A 19,902-nucleotide genomic window follows, 5' to 3' on the forward strand; every position below is an offset into this window, starting at 1 on the left:
CCGACCGCCCTTCTTCTTTCCGCACACCTGCCCGGAGACCCCGTTGATCACCGCCGCACTGACTCCCGAGATGGCCGCTCTGGGCATCGCGATAGGTCTGTTCTTCTCACTGCTGTGCTATCTCACCACCAACCTGTCGCCCGGCGGGATGATCACCCCGGGCTGGCTGGCGCTCACCCTGATCGAGGACCTGCAGCGCGCGGCGATGGTGGTGGGCGTGACGGCCCTGACCTACGCGGGCACCAAGGTGATGCAGCGACTGGTGATCCTCTACGGCAAGCGGCTGTTCGCCGCGGTCGTCCTGCTGGGCGTACTGCTCCAGGGCACCGTGATGATCGTGCTCTCGCTCGAGTTCCCGCTGCTGTACGGCAACCAGACCCTCGGGTTCATCGTGCCCGGTCTGATCGCCTACCAGATGGTGCGCCAGCCCAAGGGGCCCACCCTGCTGGCCACCGGCACCGTGTCACTCATGGCCTACATCGTCATCGCCGCCGGCCTGCTGCTCGGCGTCATGCCCACCGTCTGACAACAATCGAGGAGCATTCCGATGGCAGGGAAAGGGAAGAAGAAGACGCGCCACATCGTCCCCGGACTGGTGGTGCTCACACTCGTCGGGGCCTCCGGCTACCTCACCGTGGAGCTGCGCAAGCAGGAGGTGCCCGGGGTCACCGAGGTCCGCAACGTCGGTGTCCTCGACGGCACCGGCGGGTCCGGGGGCGGGGCGGACGACAGCAAGGCGACCTGGTCCCGGCTGGAGAACCCGGCGCGCTCGGTGCTGCGCGGCGGCGACGGGCAGATCGTGGCGGTCCTCACCGACGGGTCGCGCACCGCGACGCTGACCGGGAAGGCCCGCACCTTCCAGGAGCCGGCCGCGACCAAGTCCAAGGTGTCCACCCGGGACTGGGTCCGGCTCCTGCCCGAGGAGTGGAAGAAGGGCGCGGAGAAGGAACAGTGGTTCAAGGACTGGTACGCCGAGAACAAGGACAGCGAGGAGGACGACCTCTTCGCGTTCGCCTTCCAGTACGTGACCGGCGCCCCGGACAAGAAGGACGAGCAGGGCACGCTCTACGCCGGTGACGCCGACTTCGGCCCGCTGAACACCACCGGCGCGGAAGGCGGCGACCTGCGCCTGGAGCAGTCCGACTTCTACGACTTCCTCGGCGTCCAGTACCCCTTCCGGGACGGTGCCGTCGGGGCGCCGGAGGCCATGCGGGCCAGGGCCCTGGACTGCTCCGGCTTCATCCGCATGGTGCTCGGCTACCGCGCCCGCTACCCGCTGATGTCCCTGGACAGCGCCTCCGGCGACGGGCTGCCGCGCACCGCCAACGGCATGGCCCGCTCCAAGCTGGGCGCCGACGTGCTCCCGCTGACCGGCGTGTCCGCCGAGGACCGGCCCGCCAACATCGACCAGCTGCAGCCCGGGGACCTCGTCTTCTTCAAGCTCGACGCGCGGACCAAGGAGCGGCTGGACCACGTGGGCATGGTGCTCGGCTACGACACCGAGGGCCACCTGATCTTCGTGTCCAGCCGCGAGGAGGTCAACGGCCCGACCATCGGCGACATCGGCGGTGTCTCCCGGCTGGACGGCAACGGCTACTACGCGAAGACGCTGCGCAGCGCGAAGCGGCTGTGAGGCGCTGAGGGAACGAAGCACCGAAGCACCGAGCCGGGTCCGGCTCGGTGCTTCGTCGTCCGAGGAGTGCGTCGGGCCGTCGTCACTCCTCCGCGGCGGCCGAGGCCTGTGCCTCGCCGCGGCGGAGGATCTGACGGAAGGTGAACTCCGCGAGATCGTTGCCGGTGGAGAAGACGGTTTTGTCCTTCTCCGTCACGTTCTTGGCGGCGGTGAAGCCGGAGAGGGTGAAGTAGGCGTAACGGCCGTAGGAGTTGGTGGTCGACCGGCAGACCGCGCCGTCGCAGAACTCCTTCACCCCGCCGCCCGCGAGGGACTTGATGATGCTCTTGGCGTCGGCCTGCTGCTTGGCCTTGGCCGCCTGTGCCTCGGTGTCGAAGACGGCCACGCCCACCGTCACCGCGACGTCGTCCTTGGTGTAGGTGACCCGGAGCAGACGGCTGCAGCCGTTGTCCGTGAGGACCTTGGGCAGCGTGGCCTTGGCGGCCGAGGCGCAGTTGCGGGTGTCGGCCGTCGGGCCCTTCTTGTACACCGTGTCGCCCATGGTGAGCTGCGTGCCCGGGAAGAGGACGTCGGGGCCCAGCGGCGCCCGGTCCTTCTGCGCGCTGGAGACGAAGTCCTTCGGGTCCAGCGGCGGCGGCGCGCTCGTCGGGGCGAACGACGGGACCGTGCCGGTGGGGCTCGGCAGGCCGGCGGTCGCCGGCAGCTGGGAGGACGGGTCGGAGGCCTGGTTGCTGCCGTTCGCCGAGACGACGGCCACCGCCACGGCCGTGCCGATCGCGGCGGTGGCGATCGCGCCGCCGCCGATGAACAGCAGCCGCCGTCGCTTGTGACGTGTCTCGGACGCCTCGGCGAGCGCGGCCCAGTCCGGTGCCTGGCCGCTGTCGCTCCCGCCCCCGCTGCTCCAGGGCTGCTGAGACTGCGGTTTCCAGGGATCCCACTGCGAAGGAGGTCCCCCCTGCCCATAACTCATGGGGCGCATCTTAGACGGGGAGCGGGGTGCGCCGGTCCGCCCCAACCCCGCGCGCAGTCCACGCCGTTGCCCCGCCCGAGGGGCAAAAGCGACAACTCCGGGTGGTTGGTGCGAGCCGCGCGGAGGGCCCGGCGTACGAGGGGGGACAGGCCCGGCGAACGGGAGAGGGACGGGTGGTGGCGAACGCCTGTAGAGTCGGTGTGGCCCACGCGCGGCGGACTCGTTTTGACCCGTCCGGCCGAGCATGGGTATTCTGCATGTTTGTTATGTGTATTGGCTTGCTCATTCTCACGTGAGGGGCCCTTACACCGGTCCACCGGGCCGATGACCAGCGACCTGCACGCGGTATGCGTCACCGCGGTGCGGTCAGGGCTGTCGTGATCGTCTTCGGTGACCATGTCAGGACCACTCACTGAAGAAGCGAAGGCTACGAACCGTGCGTACGTACAGCCCCAAGCCCGGCGATGTGACGCGCCAGTGGCTCGTCATCGACGCCCAGGACATCGTCCTGGGTCGTCTGGCCTCCACTGCGGCCTCCATCCTGCGCGGCAAGCACAAGCCGATCTACGCCCCTCACGTCGACACCGGTGACTTCGTCATCATCGTCAACGCCGAAAAGGTGCACCTCTCCGGCAACAAGCGGACCCAGAAGATGGCGTACCGCCACTCGGGCTACCCGGGCGGTCTGCGCTCGGTCCGCTACGACGAGCTGCTGGCGAAGAACCCCGAGAAGGCCATCGAGAAGGCCGTCAAGGGCATGCTCCCCAAGAACACCCTGGGCCGTCAGATGCTGTCGAAGCTGAAGGTCTACTCGGGCGACCAGCACCCGCACGCTGCCCAGCAGCCGGTGCCGTTCGAGATCACCCAGGTCGCGCAGTAGTTCCGGCCACCCCCTAAGACTGAACAGAATCTGAGGAGCATCGTGGCCGAGACCACTGCCGAGCAGCCGCTCGAAGAGACCGAGACCGACATCGACATCGACAGCTACACCACCGAGTCCGAGGTGCCCGTCGAGGGCGAGTACACCTCGGAGTCCATGGCGTCCCACTTCGGCGAGCCGCAGCCGGCCGCCGGCCTGGGCCGTCGCAAGAACGCCATCGCCCGCGTCCGGATCGTTCCGGGCACCGGCAAGTGGAAGATCAACGGTCGCACCCTCGAGGACTACTTCCCGAACAAGGTGCACCAGCAGGAAGTGAACGAGCCCTTCAAGGTGCTCGAGCTCGAGGGCCGCTACGACGTCATCGCCCGCATCGCGGGTGGCGGTGTCTCCGGTCAGGCCGGTGCGCTCCGTCTCGGTGTCGCCCGTGCGCTGAACGAGGCGGACGTCGACAACAACCGCGGCGCGCTCAAGAAGGCCGGCTTCCTCCGCCGCGACGACCGTGCGGTCGAGCGCAAGAAGGCCGGTCTGAAGAAGGCCCGCAAGGCCCCGCAGTACAGCAAGCGCTGATTGCAGCTGTCCCTGCATGTACTCCGAACGCCCCGGCGGCACGCCACAGTGCCGCCGGGGCGTTCGTTTTCTCTCCATGGCGGGCGTATAACGACACAAGGCGCTCGACGGCTAATCTGATCGGATGGCCGGGGAGTGCTTGCCTCGGGATGCGGAAGCCGCACACGCAGCGCGACCGTCGAACGAACACCTCACGTGCGCCCCTGGGCCGTGGCCTGCGGGCCAAGGGCCATGCCCGGTACCTGACGTCCGGCGTCCGGTGCCTGGCGTCCGATGCGGTGCCCGGGTCCTCGGCCCGCGGTCCGGCATCACACCCTCGCGACATCACGCTCGATACGACTTCCGAATGACTTCCGGTACGGCATTTCGATACGGATTTCGACACTGACGCTTCTCAGGAGGACAAGTGGGACGACTCTTCGGCACGGACGGCGTGCGCGGTGTCGCCAACGCGGACCTGACGGCCGAGATGGCGCTGGGCCTCTCCGTGGCCGCCGCGCACGTACTGGCCGAGGCGGGCACGTTCGAGGGGCATCGGCCGACCGCCGTGGTCGGGCGTGACCCGCGGGCGTCCGGGGAGTTCCTGGAGGCCGCCATGGTCGCCGGACTGGCCAGCGCCGGTGTGGACGTGCTGCGGGTCGGCGTGCTGCCGACGCCCGCCGTGGCGCATCTGACCGGAGCGCTCGGCGCCGACCTCGGTGTGATGCTGTCCGCGAGCCACAACGCCATGCCCGACAACGGCATCAAGTTCTTCGCACGCGGCGGCCACAAGCTCGCCGACGAGCTGGAGGACCGGATCGAGTCCGTGTACGAGGAGCACCGCACCGGCGCCCCCTGGGACCGCCCGACCGGCGCCGGCGTGGGCCGCGTGCGGGACTACGAGGAGGGGCTCGACACGTACGTCGCCCACCTCGTCGGCGTCCTGCCGAACCGGCTGGACGGCCTGCGGATCGTCCTCGACGAGGCGCACGGCGCCGCTTTCCGGGTCTCGCCGGAGGCGTTCGCGCGGGCCGGGGCCGAGGTCGTCACCATCGGCACCCAGCCGGACGGGCTCAACATCAACGACGGGTGCGGCTCGACCCACCTGGAGCAGCTGAAGGCCGCGGTCGTCGAGCACGGGGCCGCCCTCGGTATCGCGCACGACGGCGACGCCGACCGCTGCCTGGCCGTCGACCACACCGGTGAAGAGGTGGACGGGGACCAGATCCTCGCCGTGCTCGCGCTGGCGATGCGGGAACGTTCCGCACTGCGTTCCGACACCGTCGTCGCGACCGTGATGTCCAACCTCGGGTTCAAGCTCGCCATGGAGCGCGAGGGCATCCACTTCGTGCAGACCGCGGTCGGCGACCGGTACGTGCTCGAGCAGATGAAGCAGCAGGGCTACGCCCTCGGCGGCGAGCAGTCCGGCCACGTCATCGTCCTCGACCACGCCACGACCGGCGACGGCACGCTCACCGGCCTGCTGCTGGCCGCGCGCGTCGCCGAGACCGGGCGTCCGCTGCGCGAGCTGGCGTCGGTGATGGAACGGCTGCCGCAGGTGCTCATCAACGTGCCCGACGTGGACAGGACCCGGGTGCAGAGCTCCGGGGAACTCGCGGTGGCCGTGACGGAGGCCGAGCGCGAGCTGGGGGAGACCGGTCGCGTGCTGCTCCGCCCCTCGGGCACCGAACCGCTGGTCCGCGTGATGGTGGAGGCCGCCGACATCGACCAGGCCCGCTCGGTCGCGGGACGCCTGGCGGACGTGGTGAAGTCGGCGCTGGGCTGACGGAGCGGGTGGCCGCCGTCCGGCGGTGCCGGCCCGGCGGTCACCGGTCGGCCGCGCACCGGTCGGACGGACGCGGGTCGGACGGATGCGGGATGGACGGATGCGGGGCGGCGACGGCGATCGCCCCGCCCTCGGGTCACGACCGGTGTCCCGTCCCCGAGGTCACAGTTTGCGCAGGCTGAGGCGCTGGACCTTGTGGTCCGGGCCCTTGCGCAGGACGAGGGTGGCCCGGCCGCGGGTGGGGGCGATGTTCTCCACCAGGTTGGGCCGGTTGATCGTCCGCCACATCGTGCCGGCGTAGTCGAGGGCCTCCTCCTCCGAGACCTGGGTGTACTTGCGGAAGTACGAGGAGGGGTCCTGGAAGGCGGTCGCGCGCAGCTTGCGGAACCGGTTGAGGTACCAGCGCTCGATGTCCTCGGTCCGGGCGTCCACGTACACGCTGAAGTCGAAGTAGTCGGCGAGTCCGACCCGGGTGCGCCCGTCCTTGCCGGGCAGCGCGGGCTGCAGGACGTTGAGGCCCTCGACGATCAGGATGTCCGGGCGGCGCACGGTGAGGAGTTCGCCCGGGACGATGTCGTAGATGAGGTGGGAGTAGACCGGGGCCGTGACCTCGTCCTTGCCGGCCTTGATGTCGGCGACGAAACGGGTGAGCGCGCGACGGTCGTACGACTCGGGGAAACCTTTCCGCGACATCAGGCCGCGCGCCTGGAGATCTTTCGTCGGCAGCAGGAAGCCGTCCGTGGTGACCAGCTCGACGCGCGGGTGCTCGGGCCAGCGGGAGAGCAGGGCCTGGAGCAGCCGGGCCACCGTGGACTTGCCGACGGCCACGGAACCGGCGACCCCTATGACGAAGGGCGTGCCCGACTGAGAGCCCTGCTCGCCGAGGAAGGTGTTCAGTGCGCTCCGGAGCCCGTCGGTGGCGCCGACGTAGAGGTTGAGCAGCCGGGACAGCGGGAGGTAGATGTCCCGCACCTCGTCGAGGTCGATGACGTCACCGAGTCCGCGCAGCTGCTCCACCTCGTCGGCGGACAGCGGCAGCGGCGTCTTGTGGCGCAGCGCGCTCCACTCCGCACGGGTGAGGTCGAGGTAGGGAGTCGCCTCCGGCCGCTGCCGCTGGGCGCTCCGGGACGTCGAGGAGACCGGTGAGATCACAGTCCATTGTTAACGGAGTTTGAACGGGATGGTTCGTGGGCTGCGTCACGCGGCGAGGGGGAGTGGAAGGAGACCGAGGGGAGTTGCGAGAAGTTGCGTACCCCGTGTCCGGTTTTCTTTGCACCGTGTATAGCATTTCGTAGCGGCAGGGGTCGCCGTCGAGCCCATCAGCCGCAGCAGCCGGGGAGTGTCGTGTGAAGCGCATTCTGATCCGTTCCGGGAAGAGCCCGCTCCGCGTGGCCACGCCGACGGAGTTCATCCACCAGGATCTGATCGGGACCAACACGGGCAATCTTCTCTTCAGCGACTCGGCCCACAAGATGCTGTCCGCGCCGGACACCGACGTCGTCTCGAACGGCATCCGCACCGATCCGTCCGCCCGGCGCGCGGCCGAGATCAACGAGCAGTACGACGCCTTCGTCGTGCCGCTGGCGAACGCCTTCCGCCCCGCCTTCCAGGCGTCCCTGGACCGGCTGTCGGCGCTGGTGGAGCAACTCGCCATCCCCGTGGTCGTCTTCGGCGTGGGCGCCCAGACCGGGGCCGACTACGACACCGGGCGGCTGAGACCGATGGAGGCGTCGGTGAAACGTTTCGTCTCCGCCGTCCTCGAGCGGTCCGCGTCGATCGGTGTCCGCGGCGAGCTCACCGCCCGCTACCTCACCGACCTGGGGTTCCCCGCCGACCGCGTCGACATCATCGGCTGTCCGTCCATGTTCCTGTACGGGGACACCTTCCCGGCCGTCCGTGCCGTCGAGCTGACCGCGTCCTCGCGCATCGCCGTCAACCTCTCCCCGGACGCCATCCCCGTGGGAGACATCGCCGGTCTGGCCCGTCACGCGTCGGAGCGCTACCCCCACCTGCTCTACTACGCGCAGAACCTCGCCGACGCGGAACTGCTGTTCTGGGGCGACCTCACGCCGGAGACCGGCGTCGAGGACCCGTTCCCGCTCCAGCTCAGCCACCGGCTGATGCGTGAGAACAAGGTGCGCATGCCGCTGGACCCGGCCACCTGGATCGACGAGCTGCGCGGCCACGACTTCGCCTACGGCACCCGGATCCACGGCAACATCGCCGCCCTGCTGGCCGGTACGCCGAGCGTCGTGCTCACCCACGACTCGCGGACCCTCGAACTGTGCCGTTACTTCGACATCCCGCACGTCCCGATCGACTCGCTGTCCGCGGACACCGACCCGCGCGACCTGTACGAGGCCGCCGACCACTCGGCGATGATCAAGTACCACGGTGAGCGGTTCGAGCGGATCGTCGCCTTCCTCGACCGCAACGGCCTGCGGAACACGTACACCCACGGCGACCGCGGCGCGGCCTTCGACGCCCGTCTCGCCGCCCTGGAACTGCCCGCCTCGATGCCGGTCTGGGACGGCTCGGACGACGGCCACATGCGCTACCGGGTCAGCCGGCTGCGCGAGCGGATCGCCGTCGCCAACACCCGGATCGACAAGCGCGTCCGGGAGAACAAGGAACTGCGCACCCGGCTGGCCGCCGCCGAGGAGCGGGCGGGCGAGACCAGCCGACGGCTCACCGCCGCACAGAAGGAACTGGCGGCCACCCGCAAGCGGCTCGAGGCACTGGAGCGCCGCATCGGCGGCATCGAGAAGCGCGCCATGGTCCGGATCGGCCCCGCCGTCCGCCGCCGGGTACGCCGCATCCCGAAGCCCGGTGAGTCCAAGCCGGGAGAGAAGGGCTGACCGGGCCGGATCGGGCCGGACCGGCGGGTGGACGAAGCAGGATCACGTGACTGTCACAGTTCCCCTACGAATGATCCTTCGATGATCATTTGTGAGGGGGCTGTGCCTATATTCCGTGCACTGTGCTGCGGATTCCTCCGCGCCTTCGAAGAAAGAGTTCCCCCGTGAGAACCACCGCCGTCCGCCGTTCCGCTCTCGCCGCCTCCGCCGCCGCACTCGCCCTGCTCGTCACCGCCTGCGGTGGCTCCGGCGACAGCGACAGCGGCAAGGGGGACGAGGGCAAGGCGGACTCCTCCGCCGCGCCCGCGGCCAAGGCACTGACCGCGGCTGAACTGGAGAAGGCCGCGCTGGTGCAGGCCGACATGAAGGACGGCAAGGTGGTCACCAAGGTGCCCGCGACGGACGACCTGAGCGCCGACAAGGTCAAGGCGGACGACGAGGCGTGCCAGCCCCTCGCCAACCTGCAGCTCGCGGTCCCGGTCGGCTCGCCCGCCGCCACCGTCAAGCGGTCCTGGACCGGTGAGGCGAAGAAGCCCGCCGAGGGTACGGACCCGGCGGAGGCCCTGCTCGCCGGCCTCGACGTGGACAAGGTCTTCGTCACGCTCGCCTCCTACGAGGACGGCGGCGCCGAGCAGGTCATGAAGGACGTCGACGCCGCTGTCGAGAAGTGCGCCAAGGGCTTCACCTCCACCGCCGCCGGCGAGAAGATCGAGTTCCTGAAGGCCACCAAGACCGAGGGGCCGAAGGGTGCCGACGAGTCCGTCGAGATCACCGTGACGATGGCCGCCGACGAGGGCGTCGAGGCGCCCGTCAAGATCGTCGTCGCGCGCACCGGCGCCACCGTCACCGGTTTCTCGGCGGTCAACTTCGGTGCGATCGCCGCCGGCGAGGAGGCCCCCTTCCCGGCGCAGATCTCCGACGCCCAGCTCGCCAAGCTCGGCTGACGCACCCCCTGCCGTTCCCACCGGTGCCTCGCGCACCGGTGGGAATTTCCGATTCCGGGCACGCGGCGGCCCTGTCCGGCGCCTGACGGCTCGTAGGCTGCCGGGCATGTGCGGAATCGTGGGTTATGTGGGGCCGCAGTCGGCGCTGGACGTCGTGACGGCCGGACTGAAACGACTGGAGTACCGGGGCTACGACTCGGCGGGCGTGGCCGTCCTCGCGGACGGCGGGCTCGCCACGGCGAAACGGGCCGGGAAACTGGTCAACCTGGAGAAGGAACTGGCGGCCCGGCCGCTGCCCACCGGGGCGACCGCCGTCGGCCACACCCGCTGGGCCACGCACGGCGGCCCCACCGACGCCAACGCACACCCGCACCTCGACAACGCCGGCCGGGCCGCCGTCGTCCACAACGGCATCATCGAGAACTTCGCCGAACTGCGGGCCGAACTGGCCGAACGCGGCCACGACCTGGCTTCCGAGACGGACACCGAGGTCGTCGCCCACCTGCTCGCCGAGGAGTTCTCCTCCTGCGCCGACCTCGCCGAGGCGATGCGCCTCGTCTGCCGGCGGCTGCTCGGCGCCTTCACCCTGGTCGCCGTCCACGCGGACGCGCCGGACGTGGTCGTCGGCGCGCGCCGCAACTCGCCGCTCGTGGTGGGCGTCGGCGAGGGCGAGTCGTTCCTCGCCTCGGACGTCGCCGCGTTCATCGAGCACACCCGCTCCGCGATCGAACTGGGCCAGGACCAGGTGGTCGAACTGCGCCGCGACAAGGTCACGGTCACCGGCTTCGACGGCGCACCGGCGGACGTCCGTACCTACCACATCGACTGGGACGCGTCGGCCGCGGAGAAGGGCGGCTACGCCTCCTTCATGCTCAAGGAGATCGCCGAGCAGCCCAGAGCCGTCGCCGACACCCTGCTCGGCCGCATCGACGGCTCCGGTGCCCTGTCCCTGGACGAGGTGCGGATCCCCCCGAAGGCGCTGCGCGAGGCCGACAAGGTCGTCATCGTCGCCTGCGGGACGGCCTTCCACGCCGGGCTGATCGCCAAGTACGCCATCGAGCACTGGACGCGGATCCCCTGCGAGGTCGAGCTGGCGAGCGAGTTCCGCTACCGCGATCCGATCCTCGACCAGCAGACCCTCGTCATCGCCGTCTCCCAGTCCGGCGAGACCATGGACACCCTGATGGCCCTGCGGCACGCGCGGGAACAGGGCGCCCGCGTCCTGGCCATCTGCAACACCAACGGCTCGACCATCCCCCGCGAGTCTGACGCCGTCCTCTACACCCACGCCGGCCCCGAGGTCGCCGTCGCCTCGACCAAGGCCTTCCTGACCCAACTGGTCGCCTGCTACCTGGTCGCCCTGTACCTCGCCCAGGTCCGGGGCGCGAAGTACGGCGACGAGATCCGCGCGGTCGTCCGGGACCTGTCCTCCATCGCCCGCTCGGTGGAACGGGTCCTGGAGACCATGGAGCCGGTACGGGAACTCGCCCGCACCCTCGCCCACAAGAGCACCGTGCTGTTCCTGGGCCGGCACGTCGGCTACCCGGTCGCCCTGGAGGGCGCGCTCAAGCTCAAGGAGCTCGCCTACATGCACGCGGAGGGCTTCGCCGCGGGAGAACTGAAACACGGCCCGATCGCCCTGGTCGAGGACGACCTGCCCGTGGTCGTCGTCGTCCCGTCACCGCGAGGCCGCTCCGTCCTCCACGACAAGATCGTCTCCAACATCCAGGAGATCCGCGCCCGCGGCGCCCGCACCATCGTCATCGCCGAGGAGGGCGACGACGAGGTCGTCCCCTACGCCGACCACCTGATCCAGGTCCCGGCCACCCCCACGCTGTTGCAGCCCCTGGTGACGACGGTGCCGCTCCAGGTCTTCGCCTGCGAACTGGCCACGGCCCGCGGCAACGAGGTGGACCAGCCCCGCAACCTGGCGAAGTCGGTCACGGTGGAGTGACGCCGGAGCCCGCTCGGGAAGCCCGGCCGGGGCCGGGACGCGTGAGCACTTCGGGCGTCACTGTCCATGTGCTGCTCGTTCGAGCGGTCGTGCGGCATGCGATGAAGACGGTGCGGCTCATGAGTCGCGGCTTCTGCTCTCCCTGTGTTCCCGCGCGGTTTCTGACGCACTGCAAGGCCCGCCACCGACATGGTGCCGATGCGTCGGGAGGGTGAACCGGCATGGGTGGGGAGAGGAACGGGAACCTGCCCGACGTCCGCGCCCGGGGACGGGCTCGTAAGGTGCTGCGCATGAGCATCATCGGAGTCGGGATCGACGTGGCCGAGATCGAGCGGTTCGCGGCGTCGTTGGAGCGGACGCCCGGCCTCGCGCGGCGGCTGTTCGTGGACAGCGAGTTGCTGTTGCCCAGTGGGGAGCGGCGGGGGATCGCCTCGCTGGCGGCGCGGTTCGCGGCCAAGGAGGCGCTGGCCAAGGCGCTCGGCGCGCCCGGCGGCCTGTACTGGACCGACGCCGAGGTGTACTGCGAGGACAGCGGGCAGCCACGGCTGCGGGTGAAGGGGACGGTGGCGGCGCGGGCCGAGGAGCTGGGCGTGCGGTCCTGGCACGTCTCGCTCAGCCATGACGCCGGGGTGGCGTCGGCGGTCGTCGTCGCCGAGGGGTGAACGAGGGCGGGTGACGGACGTGGAGCGGTACAGGGCGCTGGGCTTTCCCGGAGTCGGGGACCGGCTGCCGGTGTGGGGAGAGGCACTTCTCGCCGTCGCCGCTCTGCTCGTGGTGGTGTTCACGGTGGTGCGCATGGTGCGGATGGCCCGTCGGTCGGGGCGCGGGCGGCGGCGCCGGTGACCGGCCGGGCGTGCGGAATGGGAGCTTGTGTTCCCCGCGGTCGCTGGCCCGGGTGGTGTCCGTGTGATCGGGGCACCGATGTGCGGCGGTCGCGCATACCGTCTCACTGGAGGGCTCGGGAGGCCACGCCGTTCCCGTTGGCAACCTAGAGGGATCGGGAAGGGTGAAGGCATAGTGCAGGCAAGGACGGTCGCAGAAGCGGTCGGGTGGGCCCGTTATACCTACCGGCTGCGTGTGTCGTCGACTGCGCGGGTGGCGTTGGAGGCCGAGTGGGATCGCTGCCGGTGGGTGTGGAACGAGTGCGTGGCGCGCGCGAAGAAGGACCACCAGGACGGGGAGTCCTGCGGTCCCGCCCGGCTGGACAAGATGCTGACCGGGGCCCGTGCGGTCACGCCCTGGTTGACGGCGGGCTCCTCGGTGGTGCAGCAGCAGGTCATCCGCGACTTCGCCAAGGCCCGGGCGAAGGCCCTCAAGGACATCACGGACCGTCTGCCGCTCGGGCGGCGGGCGGGTCTGCCGAAGCATAAAAGGAAGCGTGTGTCGCGGCCGACGCTGAACTACACGCGGCGTGGTTTCCGGCTCAAGGGCGGGCGCCTGCACCTCGCGGGCGGCATCGTGGTGGGGGTGGTGTGGTCGCGTGCGCTGCCGGACGAGCCGTCGAGCGTGCGGGTCCATCGCGACAGCCTCGGCCACTGGTACGCCTCCTTCGTCGTCCCCGCCGCGGTGCAGCCGCTCCCTTCGGCCGGTGCGGTGATCGGGATCGACTGGGGCGTCACGGAGACGGCGACCACCACCAGCGACGCCCACGATCTCCCGCACGCCCGGCACGGCCACAACGCCAAGGAGAAGCTGACCCATTACGACCGGATGATGGCCCGCCGTGAACCCGCCAGGGGGCAGGCCGCCTCGCGGGGCTACCGGGAGGCGAAGCGGCTGCGGGCGAAGGCGTACACGAGGATCGCCCGGCAGCGGCAGGACGCCGCCCGCAAGTGGGCCAAGAGGGTTGTGCGCGAGCATGACGTGATCGCGGTGGAGGACTTCCGCCCGAAGTTTCTCGCCCGCACATCCATGGCCCGCAAGGCCGCGGACGCGGCGATCGGCGCCACCAAGCGGGCCCTGCTCGAGATGGGCCGCAAGCACGGGCGCGACGTGCGCCTGGTGCATCCCGCGCACACCACCATGGACTGCGCCCGGTGCGGAGCGAGAGCCAAGCACGCACTGCCGCTGTCGGAACGTACTTACACCTGCACCGCGTGCGGAGCCGTCTCCCCCCGGGACAAGAACTCCGCCCGCGTGATGCTTCTCCGGGCAGGTCTGGACCCGGCTGGTGTTGATCGCGTAAGACTCGATCGCTCGCCGAGCGAACAAGCAGCGTGAGCCAGGAATCTCCCTCGTTCACGAGGGAGAGCATTCAAGTTGTAGCAGTTCTCGACGGACGCGCGGGCTTCGACAGCTTTCGACCGGCTTCCGGGCTGCGGGACGGCCTCCGGCGAGCGGCGGTCGGGCCGTTCCGTGCGGGACACTCGGACGTATGCGGACTGCGTACGGCGTGGAGACGGTCAGGGCGGCGGAGCGGGACCTGATGGCGCGGCTGCCGGAGGGGGCGCTGATGCAGCGCGCCGCCGCCGGGCTCGCCGCGGCCTGTGCGGACCTGCTCGGGCGGGGCGACGGCCGGAGCCGCGGCCGGGTCTACGGCAGCAGGGTCGTCCTGCTGGTCGGCAGCGGGGACAACGGCGGCGACGCCCTCTACGCTGGCGCCCGGCTGGCCCGGCGCGGCGCGGGCGTCACGGCGGTGCTGCTCGCGCCGGAGCGCGCCCATGCCGCCGGGCTCGCGGCACTGCGCCGGGCGGGCGGCCGGACCGTGGAGATCACCGGTGCCGACGCCGACGCCGATGCCGGCACGGGGACCGCTGCCGTCGCGGCGGTCCGGCGGGCCGATCTCGTTGTGGACGGCATCGTCGGAATCGGCGGCACGGGCGGACTGCGCCCGGAGGCGGTCCCGCTCGCCGAGGCCGCCGAACGCTCCGGTGCCACGGTCGTCGCCGTCGACCTGCCGAGCGGCGTCGACGCGGACACCGGCGAGGTGCGCGGCACCGCGCTGCGGGCCGACCTCACGGTGACCTTCGGGACGCACAAGCCGGGGCTGCTCGTCGACCCGGCGCGGGAGTACGCGGGGTCGGTGCGGCTCGTCGGCATCGGTCTCGACCTGCCCGCCGAGCCGGAACTCGAGGCGCTCCAGCACGCCGACGTGGCCCGGCTGCTGCCGGTGCCGGGCGCGGAGAGCGACAAGTACCGGCGCGGTGTCGTCGGGGTCGCCGCGGGGTCGGCCCGCTACCCCGGAGCCGCCGTGCTCGCGGTCGCCGGTGCGCTGCGGGGTGGTGCCGGGGCCGTACGGTACGCCGGTCCCGCCGCGCGGGACGTGATCGCCCGCTTCCCCGAGACGCTGGTGTCCGACCGGGGGCCGAAGCACGCCGGGCGGGTGCAGGCGTGGGTCGTCGGGCCGGGGGCCGGGGACGACGCAGGCCCGGTGGCGGAGGTGCTGGCGGCGGACGTCCCGGTGCTGATCGACGCGGACGGCCTGCGGCTGGCCGACGCCTCGGCCGTACGGGCCCGCTCCGCACCGACGCTGCTGACCCCGCACGCCGGAGAGGCCGCCGCGCTGCTCGGCGTGGAGCGCGAGGAGGTCGAGGCCGGCCGGCTGGCCGCGGCGCGTGAACTGGCCGCACGGTACGGGGCGACCGTGCTGCTCAAGGGCTCCACGACGCTGGTCGCCGACCCGGGGAACGGGAGCGCGGACGGAAAAGGTACCGCGGTACGGGTGAACCCGACCGGGACGTCCTGGCTGGCCACGGCCGGGAGCGGGGACGTCCTGTCCGGCCTGGCGGGCTCGCTGCTGGCGGCGGGCCTGCCGGCCCGGGACGCCGGCAGCGCGGCGGCCTACCTGCACGGGCTCGCGGGACGTCGCGCGGCGGACGGCGCGCCGGTGGGGGCGCACGACGTGGCGGAGGCGATCCCGGGGGCGTGGCGGGACGTCACGCGCGGGTGAGACCGCCGGATTCCGCACCCGGGCAGCGCGTGGGGTCCGGGCCGGGCGCCGGCCGCGGGCGGCGTCGTATCATCCGACCGCGGCGGTCCTGGTCGTACCACTCCCGGTGAGGCGTCGTACCGCTTTGAGAGACTGAGGCACCATGAACGAGAACGATGCTGCGCGCAAGGCGACCCTCAGGGCCCGTGCCGAGATCGATCTGGGCGCGCTGCGCGCCAATGTGCGGAGCCTGCGCGCCCACGCGTCCGGGGCCGCCCTCATGACCGTGGTCAAGGCGGACGCCTACGGGCACGGCGCCCTCGCCTGCGCGCGGGCGGCCGTCGAGGCCGGGGCGTCCTGGCTCGGCACGGCCACCCCGCAGGAGGCGCTGGCGCTGCGCGCGCCCGGCGCCGGGATCCCCGCCGACGTGCGCGTCATGTGCTGGCTGTGGACGCCCGGCGGGCCGTGGCGGGAGGCGATCGAGGCCGACCTCGACGTCGGCGTCAGCGGCATGTGGGCGCTGGAGGAGGTCACCGCGGCCGCGCGTGACGCCGGACGGCCCGCACGGGTCCACCTCAAGGCCGACACCGGCCTCGGGCGGGGCGGCTGCGTGCCCGGGGACTGGGCCGAGCTGATCGCCGGGGCGCTGCGCGCCGAGGCCGACGGGCTGCTGCGCGTCGTCGGCCTGTGGTCGCACCTCGCCGCCGCCGACGAGCCGGGGCACCCCTCCGTCGACGCCCAGCTCACCCGGTTCCGGGAGATGGTGGCGCAGGCCGAGGCGCAGGGCGTCGACCCCGAGGTCCGGCACATCGCCAACTCGGCCGCCACCCTCACCCTCCCCGAGAGCCACTTCGACCTCGTCCGGTGCGGCATCGCGCTCTACGGCGTCTCGCCCAGCCCCGAGATCGGCACCCCCGCCGACTTCGGACTGCGCCAGGTGATGACCCTGACCGCCTCCCTCGCCCTGGTGAAGCACGTCCCGGGGGGAGAGGGCGTCGGGTACGGCCACCACTACGTCACCCCGGGCGCCACCACCCTCGGCCTGGTCCCGCTCGGCTACGCGGACGGCATCCCGCGGCACGCCTCCTCCGCCGGACCGGTGCTGATCGAGGGCAAGTGGCGCACGGTCGCGGGGCGGATCGCGATGGACCAGTTCACCGTCGACCTGGGCGGGGACGAACCCGGGGAGGGCGCCGAAGTGGTCCTCTTCGGCCCCGGCGACCGCGGCGAGCCCACCGTCGAGGACTGGGCGCAGGCTGCGGGCACCATCGGGTACGAGATCGTCACCCGGATCGGAACCCGCGTCCCGCGCGTTTATGTGAACGACGTGAACGACGTGAACGGCGTGAGATACGTGAGTGCGTGACGGCACGGCGATGCGATGGCGCGACGGCACGGCGACATGACGAAGCGGTACGCCGGAACGTTCGTACGTCCGTACGCTCGTCCGACCGCACCCGCATGAGGAACGGCAGAGGAGCCAGTACGTGAGCGAGAGCAGAGTGGAGGCCGTCAACACCGCCGTCACGACGGCTGCCGCCTCCGTCGCCGAAGCGTCCAACGGCTGGCGCCGGGCGACCGGCATCGCCGGCGTCGCGATAGGCGTGCTCGCCACGGGTGCCGCCGCCGGGGTCGCCATGGAGCGGATGACCGTCGGCCGGGGCATACGCAAGAAGGCCAGGCTCGCCCTCGACTCCACCGGACCGTACGGCTCGCTGCGCGGCACCCCCGGCAAGGCGTACGCCGAGGACGGCACCGAGCTGTACTACGAGGTCGACGACCCGGACCCGGACGCCGAACCCGCGCGCCGCCGCCGGCTGTTCGGCCGCAAGCCGCCCGCCCCCGTCACCGTCGTCTTCAGCCACGGTTACTGCCTCGGCCAGGACTCCTGGCACTTCCAGCGGGCCGCGCTCAGGGGCGTCGTACGGGCCGTGTACTGGGACCAGCGCAGCCACGGCCGTTCCGGGCGGGGCGCGGCCCAGGCCGAGCGGGGCGAGCCGGTCACCATCGGCCAGCTGGGGCAGGACCTCAAGGCCGTCATCGACGCCGCCGCGCCCGAGGGGCCGATCGTGCTGGTCGGGCACTCCATGGGCGGGATGACGGTGATGGCCCTCGCCGACCGGTACCCCGAGCTGATCCGCGAACGGGTCGTCGGCGTCGCCCTCGTCGGTACGTCGCCGGGACGGCTGGGCGAGGTCAATTTCGGGCTGCCCGTGGCCGGGGTCAACGCGGTGCGGCGGGTGCTGCCGGGGGTGCTGAAGGCGCTGGGGCAGCGGGCCGAGCTGGTGGAGAAGGGGCGCCGGGCCACTGCGGACCTGTTCGCCGGGATCATCAAGCGGTACTCGTTCGCGGCCCGGGACGTCGACCCGGCCGTCGCCCGGTTCGCCGAGCGGATGATCGAGTCCACCCCGATCGACGTCGTCGCCGAGTACTACCCGGCGTTCAACGAGCACGACAAGACCGAGGCCCTCGCCCACTTCGCCGGTCTCCCGGTGCTCGTGCTGGCCGGGGTGAAGGACCTGATCACGCCCAGCGAGCACAGCGAGGCCATCGCCGGGCTGCTGCCGGACGCCGAACTGGTGCTGGTGCCGGACGCCGGGCACCTGGTCATCCTGGAGCATCCGGAGGTGGTCACCGACCGTCTCGCCGATCTGCTCGCCCGCACCGGGGCGGTGCCCGCCACGACTACCGTGGGTGGCTGTGACCCCGCCTCCTCCTGACGGAGACGGATGCCGGCCCTTCTCGGCCGGGGTCCCGCCCGAACCGCCCCCTCGCGGGGTGCGGCCCATGTACTACTGCGAGTGAGTGATGATGGAAGAAGTCGCAGCGTCCCTCCCGTCCGTCCGGCTGGTCGTCGGTTCCCCCGACCGGATGCGGGACCTGGGCCGTGCCCTCGCCAAGCTGCTGCGCGCCGGCGACCTCGTGATGCTCACCGGCGAGCTGGGGGCGGGCAAGACCACGCTGACCCGTGGGCTCGGCGAGGGGCTCGGGGTGCGGGGCGCCGTCACCTCCCCGACCTTCGTGATCGCCCGTGTGCACCCGTCCCTGGGGGACGGGCCGCCGCTGGTCCACGTCGACGCGTACCGGCTGTCGGGCGGACTGGACGAGATGGAGGACCTCGATCTCGACGTCTCGCTGCCCGAGTCGGTGATCGTCGTGGAGTGGGGCGAGGGCAGGCTCGAGGAGCTGACCGACGACCGGCTCCAGATCGTCATCCACCGCGCGGTCGGCGACACCACGGACGAGGTCCGGCACGTGACGCTGACCGGTCTGGGCGACCGCTGGGCGGGCACGGACCTGAGCGCACTGTCGGCCTGAGCGCGTCGTCCCGGCCTGAGCGGGGTGGGCGGCGCCCTGGGCCCGTGGTGTCCGTTCTCCCTGCGTTCCGACAAGGTGTCGGTAAAATCTTGCATTTGGTGTCCCGGGCGTGGTCACATGGTATCCAGCTCGTAGTTAGGTCTACCTAACTACGTCCGCCCCCGGCCCCAGGAGGCGTCCATGCCGCCCACCGAGAGCTCTCGCAGGACCGAGGCGCGGCCGCAGTCGTTCGCCGGGGTGTCGATGCGCGACCTGCTGGCGGCCGGCGCGGCCGCCGCCGCGATCTCCACCCCGCCCCGCGCTCCCGAACCGCGCCCGCGGCCCCGGCTCGCCGAGCCGAGCAACGGCCATCGCGAGGCCGCCTGATCCGGGCCCGCCGCCGTGGTCGTGCGTCATGCGCCCATGGGCCGTGGAGCGGGGGCGCGGCCGCGGTCGGCAGGTCGCGGGCGACGTCGCGGCTACCGTACGACGACGACCTTGCGGCCGATGGTGGCGAACCTCCACATGGCCTCGCCGTCCGCCCGGGTTTCGCGGATGCCGCCGGTGTGGAGCTCCGGGTCCGGTGCCGGTGTCAGGGCCGATCCGTCGACCGCCGCGCTGAAACCGATCGCCGTGCCGTCGTTGATCGCGAAGCGGACGACGTTTTCGACGGGGATGCCGTCCGATCCCATGATGTTCTTCGAGCGGGAGGTGACCCGGTAGGTGCCCGGTTCCGGGTTTACCGTGCTGGGGTCGACCGAGAAGGTGCGACGGACCTTGCCGTCCTTCTCGACCAGCCACACCCGGTCGACGCCCAGGGCGTAGACGACCCGGGAGCCCTGGCCGGAGCCCTCGGGCGGAGCGCCGGGGGAGTCCTTGTCCCGGTCCGCCTGCAGGGCGGTCCGCGCGGTGTCCGTGCGGGCGGTGTGCGCAGCGGCCGGTGCCTTCGCCGACGCCTGGTAGCCGAGGACGCCGACCGTCAGGAGGGCCGCCGCGGTCAGTCCCGCCACGATCGCCGAGCTGTTGCCCGCCACCGCTGTCACCCCTCTGTCCCGTCCCGGCCCGCCGTGTCCCGTCGCACCCGCTCCCGCGTCGTCACCGCCGTCACCGCCGTCGCCACCGCCCCGGTGGCGATCGTTCGGGATCGTCCGGAATCGTCCGGAGTG

Annotated in this window: 19 protein-coding genes; 16 read left to right on the plus strand and 3 right to left on the minus strand. The window is 71.6% G+C overall.

Annotated elements, in window-relative coordinates:
- Nucleotides 1-43: 43 nt before the first annotated feature.
- The gene (locus OHB56_RS25550; RefSeq protein WP_055592185.1) at nucleotides 44-526 is read left to right on the plus strand and encodes a poly-gamma-glutamate biosynthesis protein PgsC/CapC; all 483 of its coding nucleotides are present in this window, start codon (nucleotides 44-46) and stop codon (nucleotides 524-526) included.
- Between the two features lie 21 nt (nucleotides 527-547).
- A complete protein-coding gene (locus tag OHB56_RS25555) occupies nucleotides 548-1,633 on the plus strand; it encodes an NlpC/P60 family protein (RefSeq protein ID WP_326754280.1) in 1,086 nt (361 codons plus the stop codon).
- Nucleotides 1,634-1,715: 82 nt separating this feature from the next.
- Here OHB56_RS25555 and OHB56_RS25560 read toward each other — a convergent pair whose 3' ends face one another.
- Nucleotides 1,716-2,603 (minus strand): hypothetical protein, encoded by an 888-nt coding sequence (locus OHB56_RS25560; RefSeq protein WP_406355814.1) that lies wholly within the window; start codon nucleotides 2,601-2,603, stop codon nucleotides 1,716-1,718.
- A gap of 436 nt (nucleotides 2,604-3,039) precedes the next feature.
- On the opposite strand from OHB56_RS25560, the gene rplM reads away from it, so the two are divergent.
- From rplM to glmM, 3 genes are all read left to right on the plus strand, one after another.
- Nucleotides 3,040-3,483, plus strand: a complete 444-nt coding sequence (gene rplM / locus OHB56_RS25565) for a 50S ribosomal protein L13 (RefSeq protein WP_360038652.1) — start codon at nucleotides 3,040-3,042, stop codon at nucleotides 3,481-3,483.
- 42 nt (nucleotides 3,484-3,525) lie between these two features.
- Nucleotides 3,526-4,050, plus strand: coding sequence for a 30S ribosomal protein S9 (rpsI, locus tag OHB56_RS25570; RefSeq protein ID WP_326754282.1), 525 nt, complete (start codon nucleotides 3,526-3,528; stop codon nucleotides 4,048-4,050).
- Between the two features lie 406 nt (nucleotides 4,051-4,456).
- Nucleotides 4,457-5,815: a phosphoglucosamine mutase gene (glmM, locus tag OHB56_RS25575; protein ID WP_055592190.1), complete on the plus strand. Its 1,359-nt coding sequence runs from the start codon at nucleotides 4,457-4,459 to the stop codon at nucleotides 5,813-5,815.
- A 162-nt stretch (nucleotides 5,816-5,977) separates the two neighbouring features.
- Here the strand turns inward: glmM and coaA are convergent, their stop codons facing one another.
- Nucleotides 5,978-6,967, minus strand: a complete 990-nt coding sequence (coaA, locus tag OHB56_RS25580; RefSeq protein ID WP_326754283.1) for a type I pantothenate kinase — start codon at nucleotides 6,965-6,967, stop codon at nucleotides 5,978-5,980.
- A 194-nt stretch (nucleotides 6,968-7,161) separates the two neighbouring features.
- On the opposite strand from coaA, the gene OHB56_RS25585 reads away from it, so the two are divergent.
- From OHB56_RS25585 to OHB56_RS25635, 11 genes are all read left to right on the plus strand, one after another.
- The gene (locus OHB56_RS25585) at nucleotides 7,162-8,673 is read left to right on the plus strand and encodes a polysaccharide pyruvyl transferase family protein (protein WP_406355817.1); all 1,512 of its coding nucleotides are present in this window, start codon (nucleotides 7,162-7,164) and stop codon (nucleotides 8,671-8,673) included.
- Nucleotides 8,674-8,837: 164 nt separating this feature from the next.
- Nucleotides 8,838-9,617 carry a hypothetical protein gene (locus tag OHB56_RS25590; protein ID WP_406355818.1) on the plus strand — a complete coding sequence of 260 codons (780 nt, stop codon included), beginning with the start codon at nucleotides 8,838-8,840 and terminating at the stop codon, nucleotides 9,615-9,617.
- Between the two features lie 106 nt (nucleotides 9,618-9,723).
- Nucleotides 9,724-11,571: a glutamine--fructose-6-phosphate transaminase (isomerizing) gene (gene glmS, locus OHB56_RS25595; protein ID WP_406355819.1), complete on the plus strand. Its 1,848-nt coding sequence runs from the start codon at nucleotides 9,724-9,726 to the stop codon at nucleotides 11,569-11,571.
- A 290-nt stretch (nucleotides 11,572-11,861) separates the two neighbouring features.
- Nucleotides 11,862-12,233, plus strand: a complete 372-nt coding sequence (locus OHB56_RS25600) for a holo-ACP synthase (protein WP_326754287.1) — start codon at nucleotides 11,862-11,864, stop codon at nucleotides 12,231-12,233.
- A 10-nt stretch (nucleotides 12,234-12,243) separates the two neighbouring features.
- Nucleotides 12,244-12,414 carry a hypothetical protein gene (locus OHB56_RS25605; RefSeq protein WP_406355820.1) on the plus strand — a complete coding sequence of 57 codons (171 nt, stop codon included), beginning with the start codon at nucleotides 12,244-12,246 and terminating at the stop codon, nucleotides 12,412-12,414.
- A gap of 174 nt (nucleotides 12,415-12,588) precedes the next feature.
- The gene (locus OHB56_RS25610; protein ID WP_406355822.1) at nucleotides 12,589-13,791 is read left to right on the plus strand and encodes an RNA-guided endonuclease InsQ/TnpB family protein; all 1,203 of its coding nucleotides are present in this window, start codon (nucleotides 12,589-12,591) and stop codon (nucleotides 13,789-13,791) included.
- A gap of 154 nt (nucleotides 13,792-13,945) precedes the next feature.
- A complete protein-coding gene (locus OHB56_RS25615) occupies nucleotides 13,946-15,460 on the plus strand; it encodes an NAD(P)H-hydrate dehydratase (RefSeq protein ID WP_326754290.1) in 1,515 nt (504 codons plus the stop codon).
- A 142-nt stretch (nucleotides 15,461-15,602) separates the two neighbouring features.
- Complete coding sequence (gene alr, locus OHB56_RS25620; RefSeq protein WP_406355823.1) at nucleotides 15,603-16,805, plus strand: alanine racemase; 1,203 nt, start codon at nucleotides 15,603-15,605, stop codon at nucleotides 16,803-16,805.
- Nucleotides 16,806-16,926: 121 nt separating this feature from the next.
- Nucleotides 16,927-18,159 (plus strand): alpha/beta fold hydrolase, encoded by a 1,233-nt coding sequence (locus OHB56_RS25625; protein ID WP_406355824.1) that lies wholly within the window; start codon nucleotides 16,927-16,929, stop codon nucleotides 18,157-18,159.
- An 88-nt stretch (nucleotides 18,160-18,247) separates the two neighbouring features.
- On the plus strand, nucleotides 18,248-18,757 hold the full coding sequence (tsaE, locus tag OHB56_RS25630; RefSeq protein WP_107098498.1) for a tRNA (adenosine(37)-N6)-threonylcarbamoyltransferase complex ATPase subunit type 1 TsaE: 510 nt from the start codon (nucleotides 18,248-18,250) through the stop codon (nucleotides 18,755-18,757).
- 180 nt (nucleotides 18,758-18,937) lie between these two features.
- Nucleotides 18,938-19,123: a hypothetical protein gene (locus OHB56_RS25635; protein WP_406355826.1), complete on the plus strand. Its 186-nt coding sequence runs from the start codon at nucleotides 18,938-18,940 to the stop codon at nucleotides 19,121-19,123.
- A gap of 92 nt (nucleotides 19,124-19,215) precedes the next feature.
- On the opposite strand, the gene OHB56_RS25640 is transcribed toward OHB56_RS25635, so the two are convergent.
- Nucleotides 19,216-19,770 carry a hypothetical protein gene (locus tag OHB56_RS25640; protein ID WP_406359214.1) on the minus strand — a complete coding sequence of 185 codons (555 nt, stop codon included), beginning with the start codon at nucleotides 19,768-19,770 and terminating at the stop codon, nucleotides 19,216-19,218.
- Between the last annotated feature and the right edge of the window lie 132 nt (nucleotides 19,771-19,902).

This window comes from Streptomyces sp. NBC_01635, from assembly GCF_045209715.1.
GTDB classification, from domain to species: domain Bacteria; phylum Actinomycetota; class Actinomycetes; order Streptomycetales; family Streptomycetaceae; genus Streptomyces; species Streptomyces hirsutus.

Coding starts and splice junctions, on each gene's coding strand:
- OHB56_RS25600 (WP_326754287.1), top strand. CDS start 11,862: ATGAGCATCATCGGAGTCGGGATCGACGTGGCCGAGATCGAGCGGTTC.
- OHB56_RS25615 (WP_326754290.1), top strand. CDS start 13,946: ATGCGGACTGCGTACGGCGTGGAGACGGTCAGGGCGGCGGAGCGGGAC.
- OHB56_RS25560 (WP_406355814.1), bottom strand. CDS start 2,603: ATGAGTTATGGGCAGGGGGGACCTCCTTCGCAGTGGGATCCCTGGAAA.
- tsaE (WP_107098498.1), top strand. CDS start 18,248: ATGATGGAAGAAGTCGCAGCGTCCCTCCCGTCCGTCCGGCTGGTCGTC.
- OHB56_RS25555 (WP_326754280.1), top strand. CDS start 548: ATGGCAGGGAAAGGGAAGAAGAAGACGCGCCACATCGTCCCCGGACTG.
- glmS (WP_406355819.1), top strand. CDS start 9,724: ATGTGCGGAATCGTGGGTTATGTGGGGCCGCAGTCGGCGCTGGACGTC.
- alr (WP_406355823.1), top strand. CDS start 15,603: ATGAACGAGAACGATGCTGCGCGCAAGGCGACCCTCAGGGCCCGTGCC.
- OHB56_RS25635 (WP_406355826.1), top strand. CDS start 18,938: ATGCCGCCCACCGAGAGCTCTCGCAGGACCGAGGCGCGGCCGCAGTCG.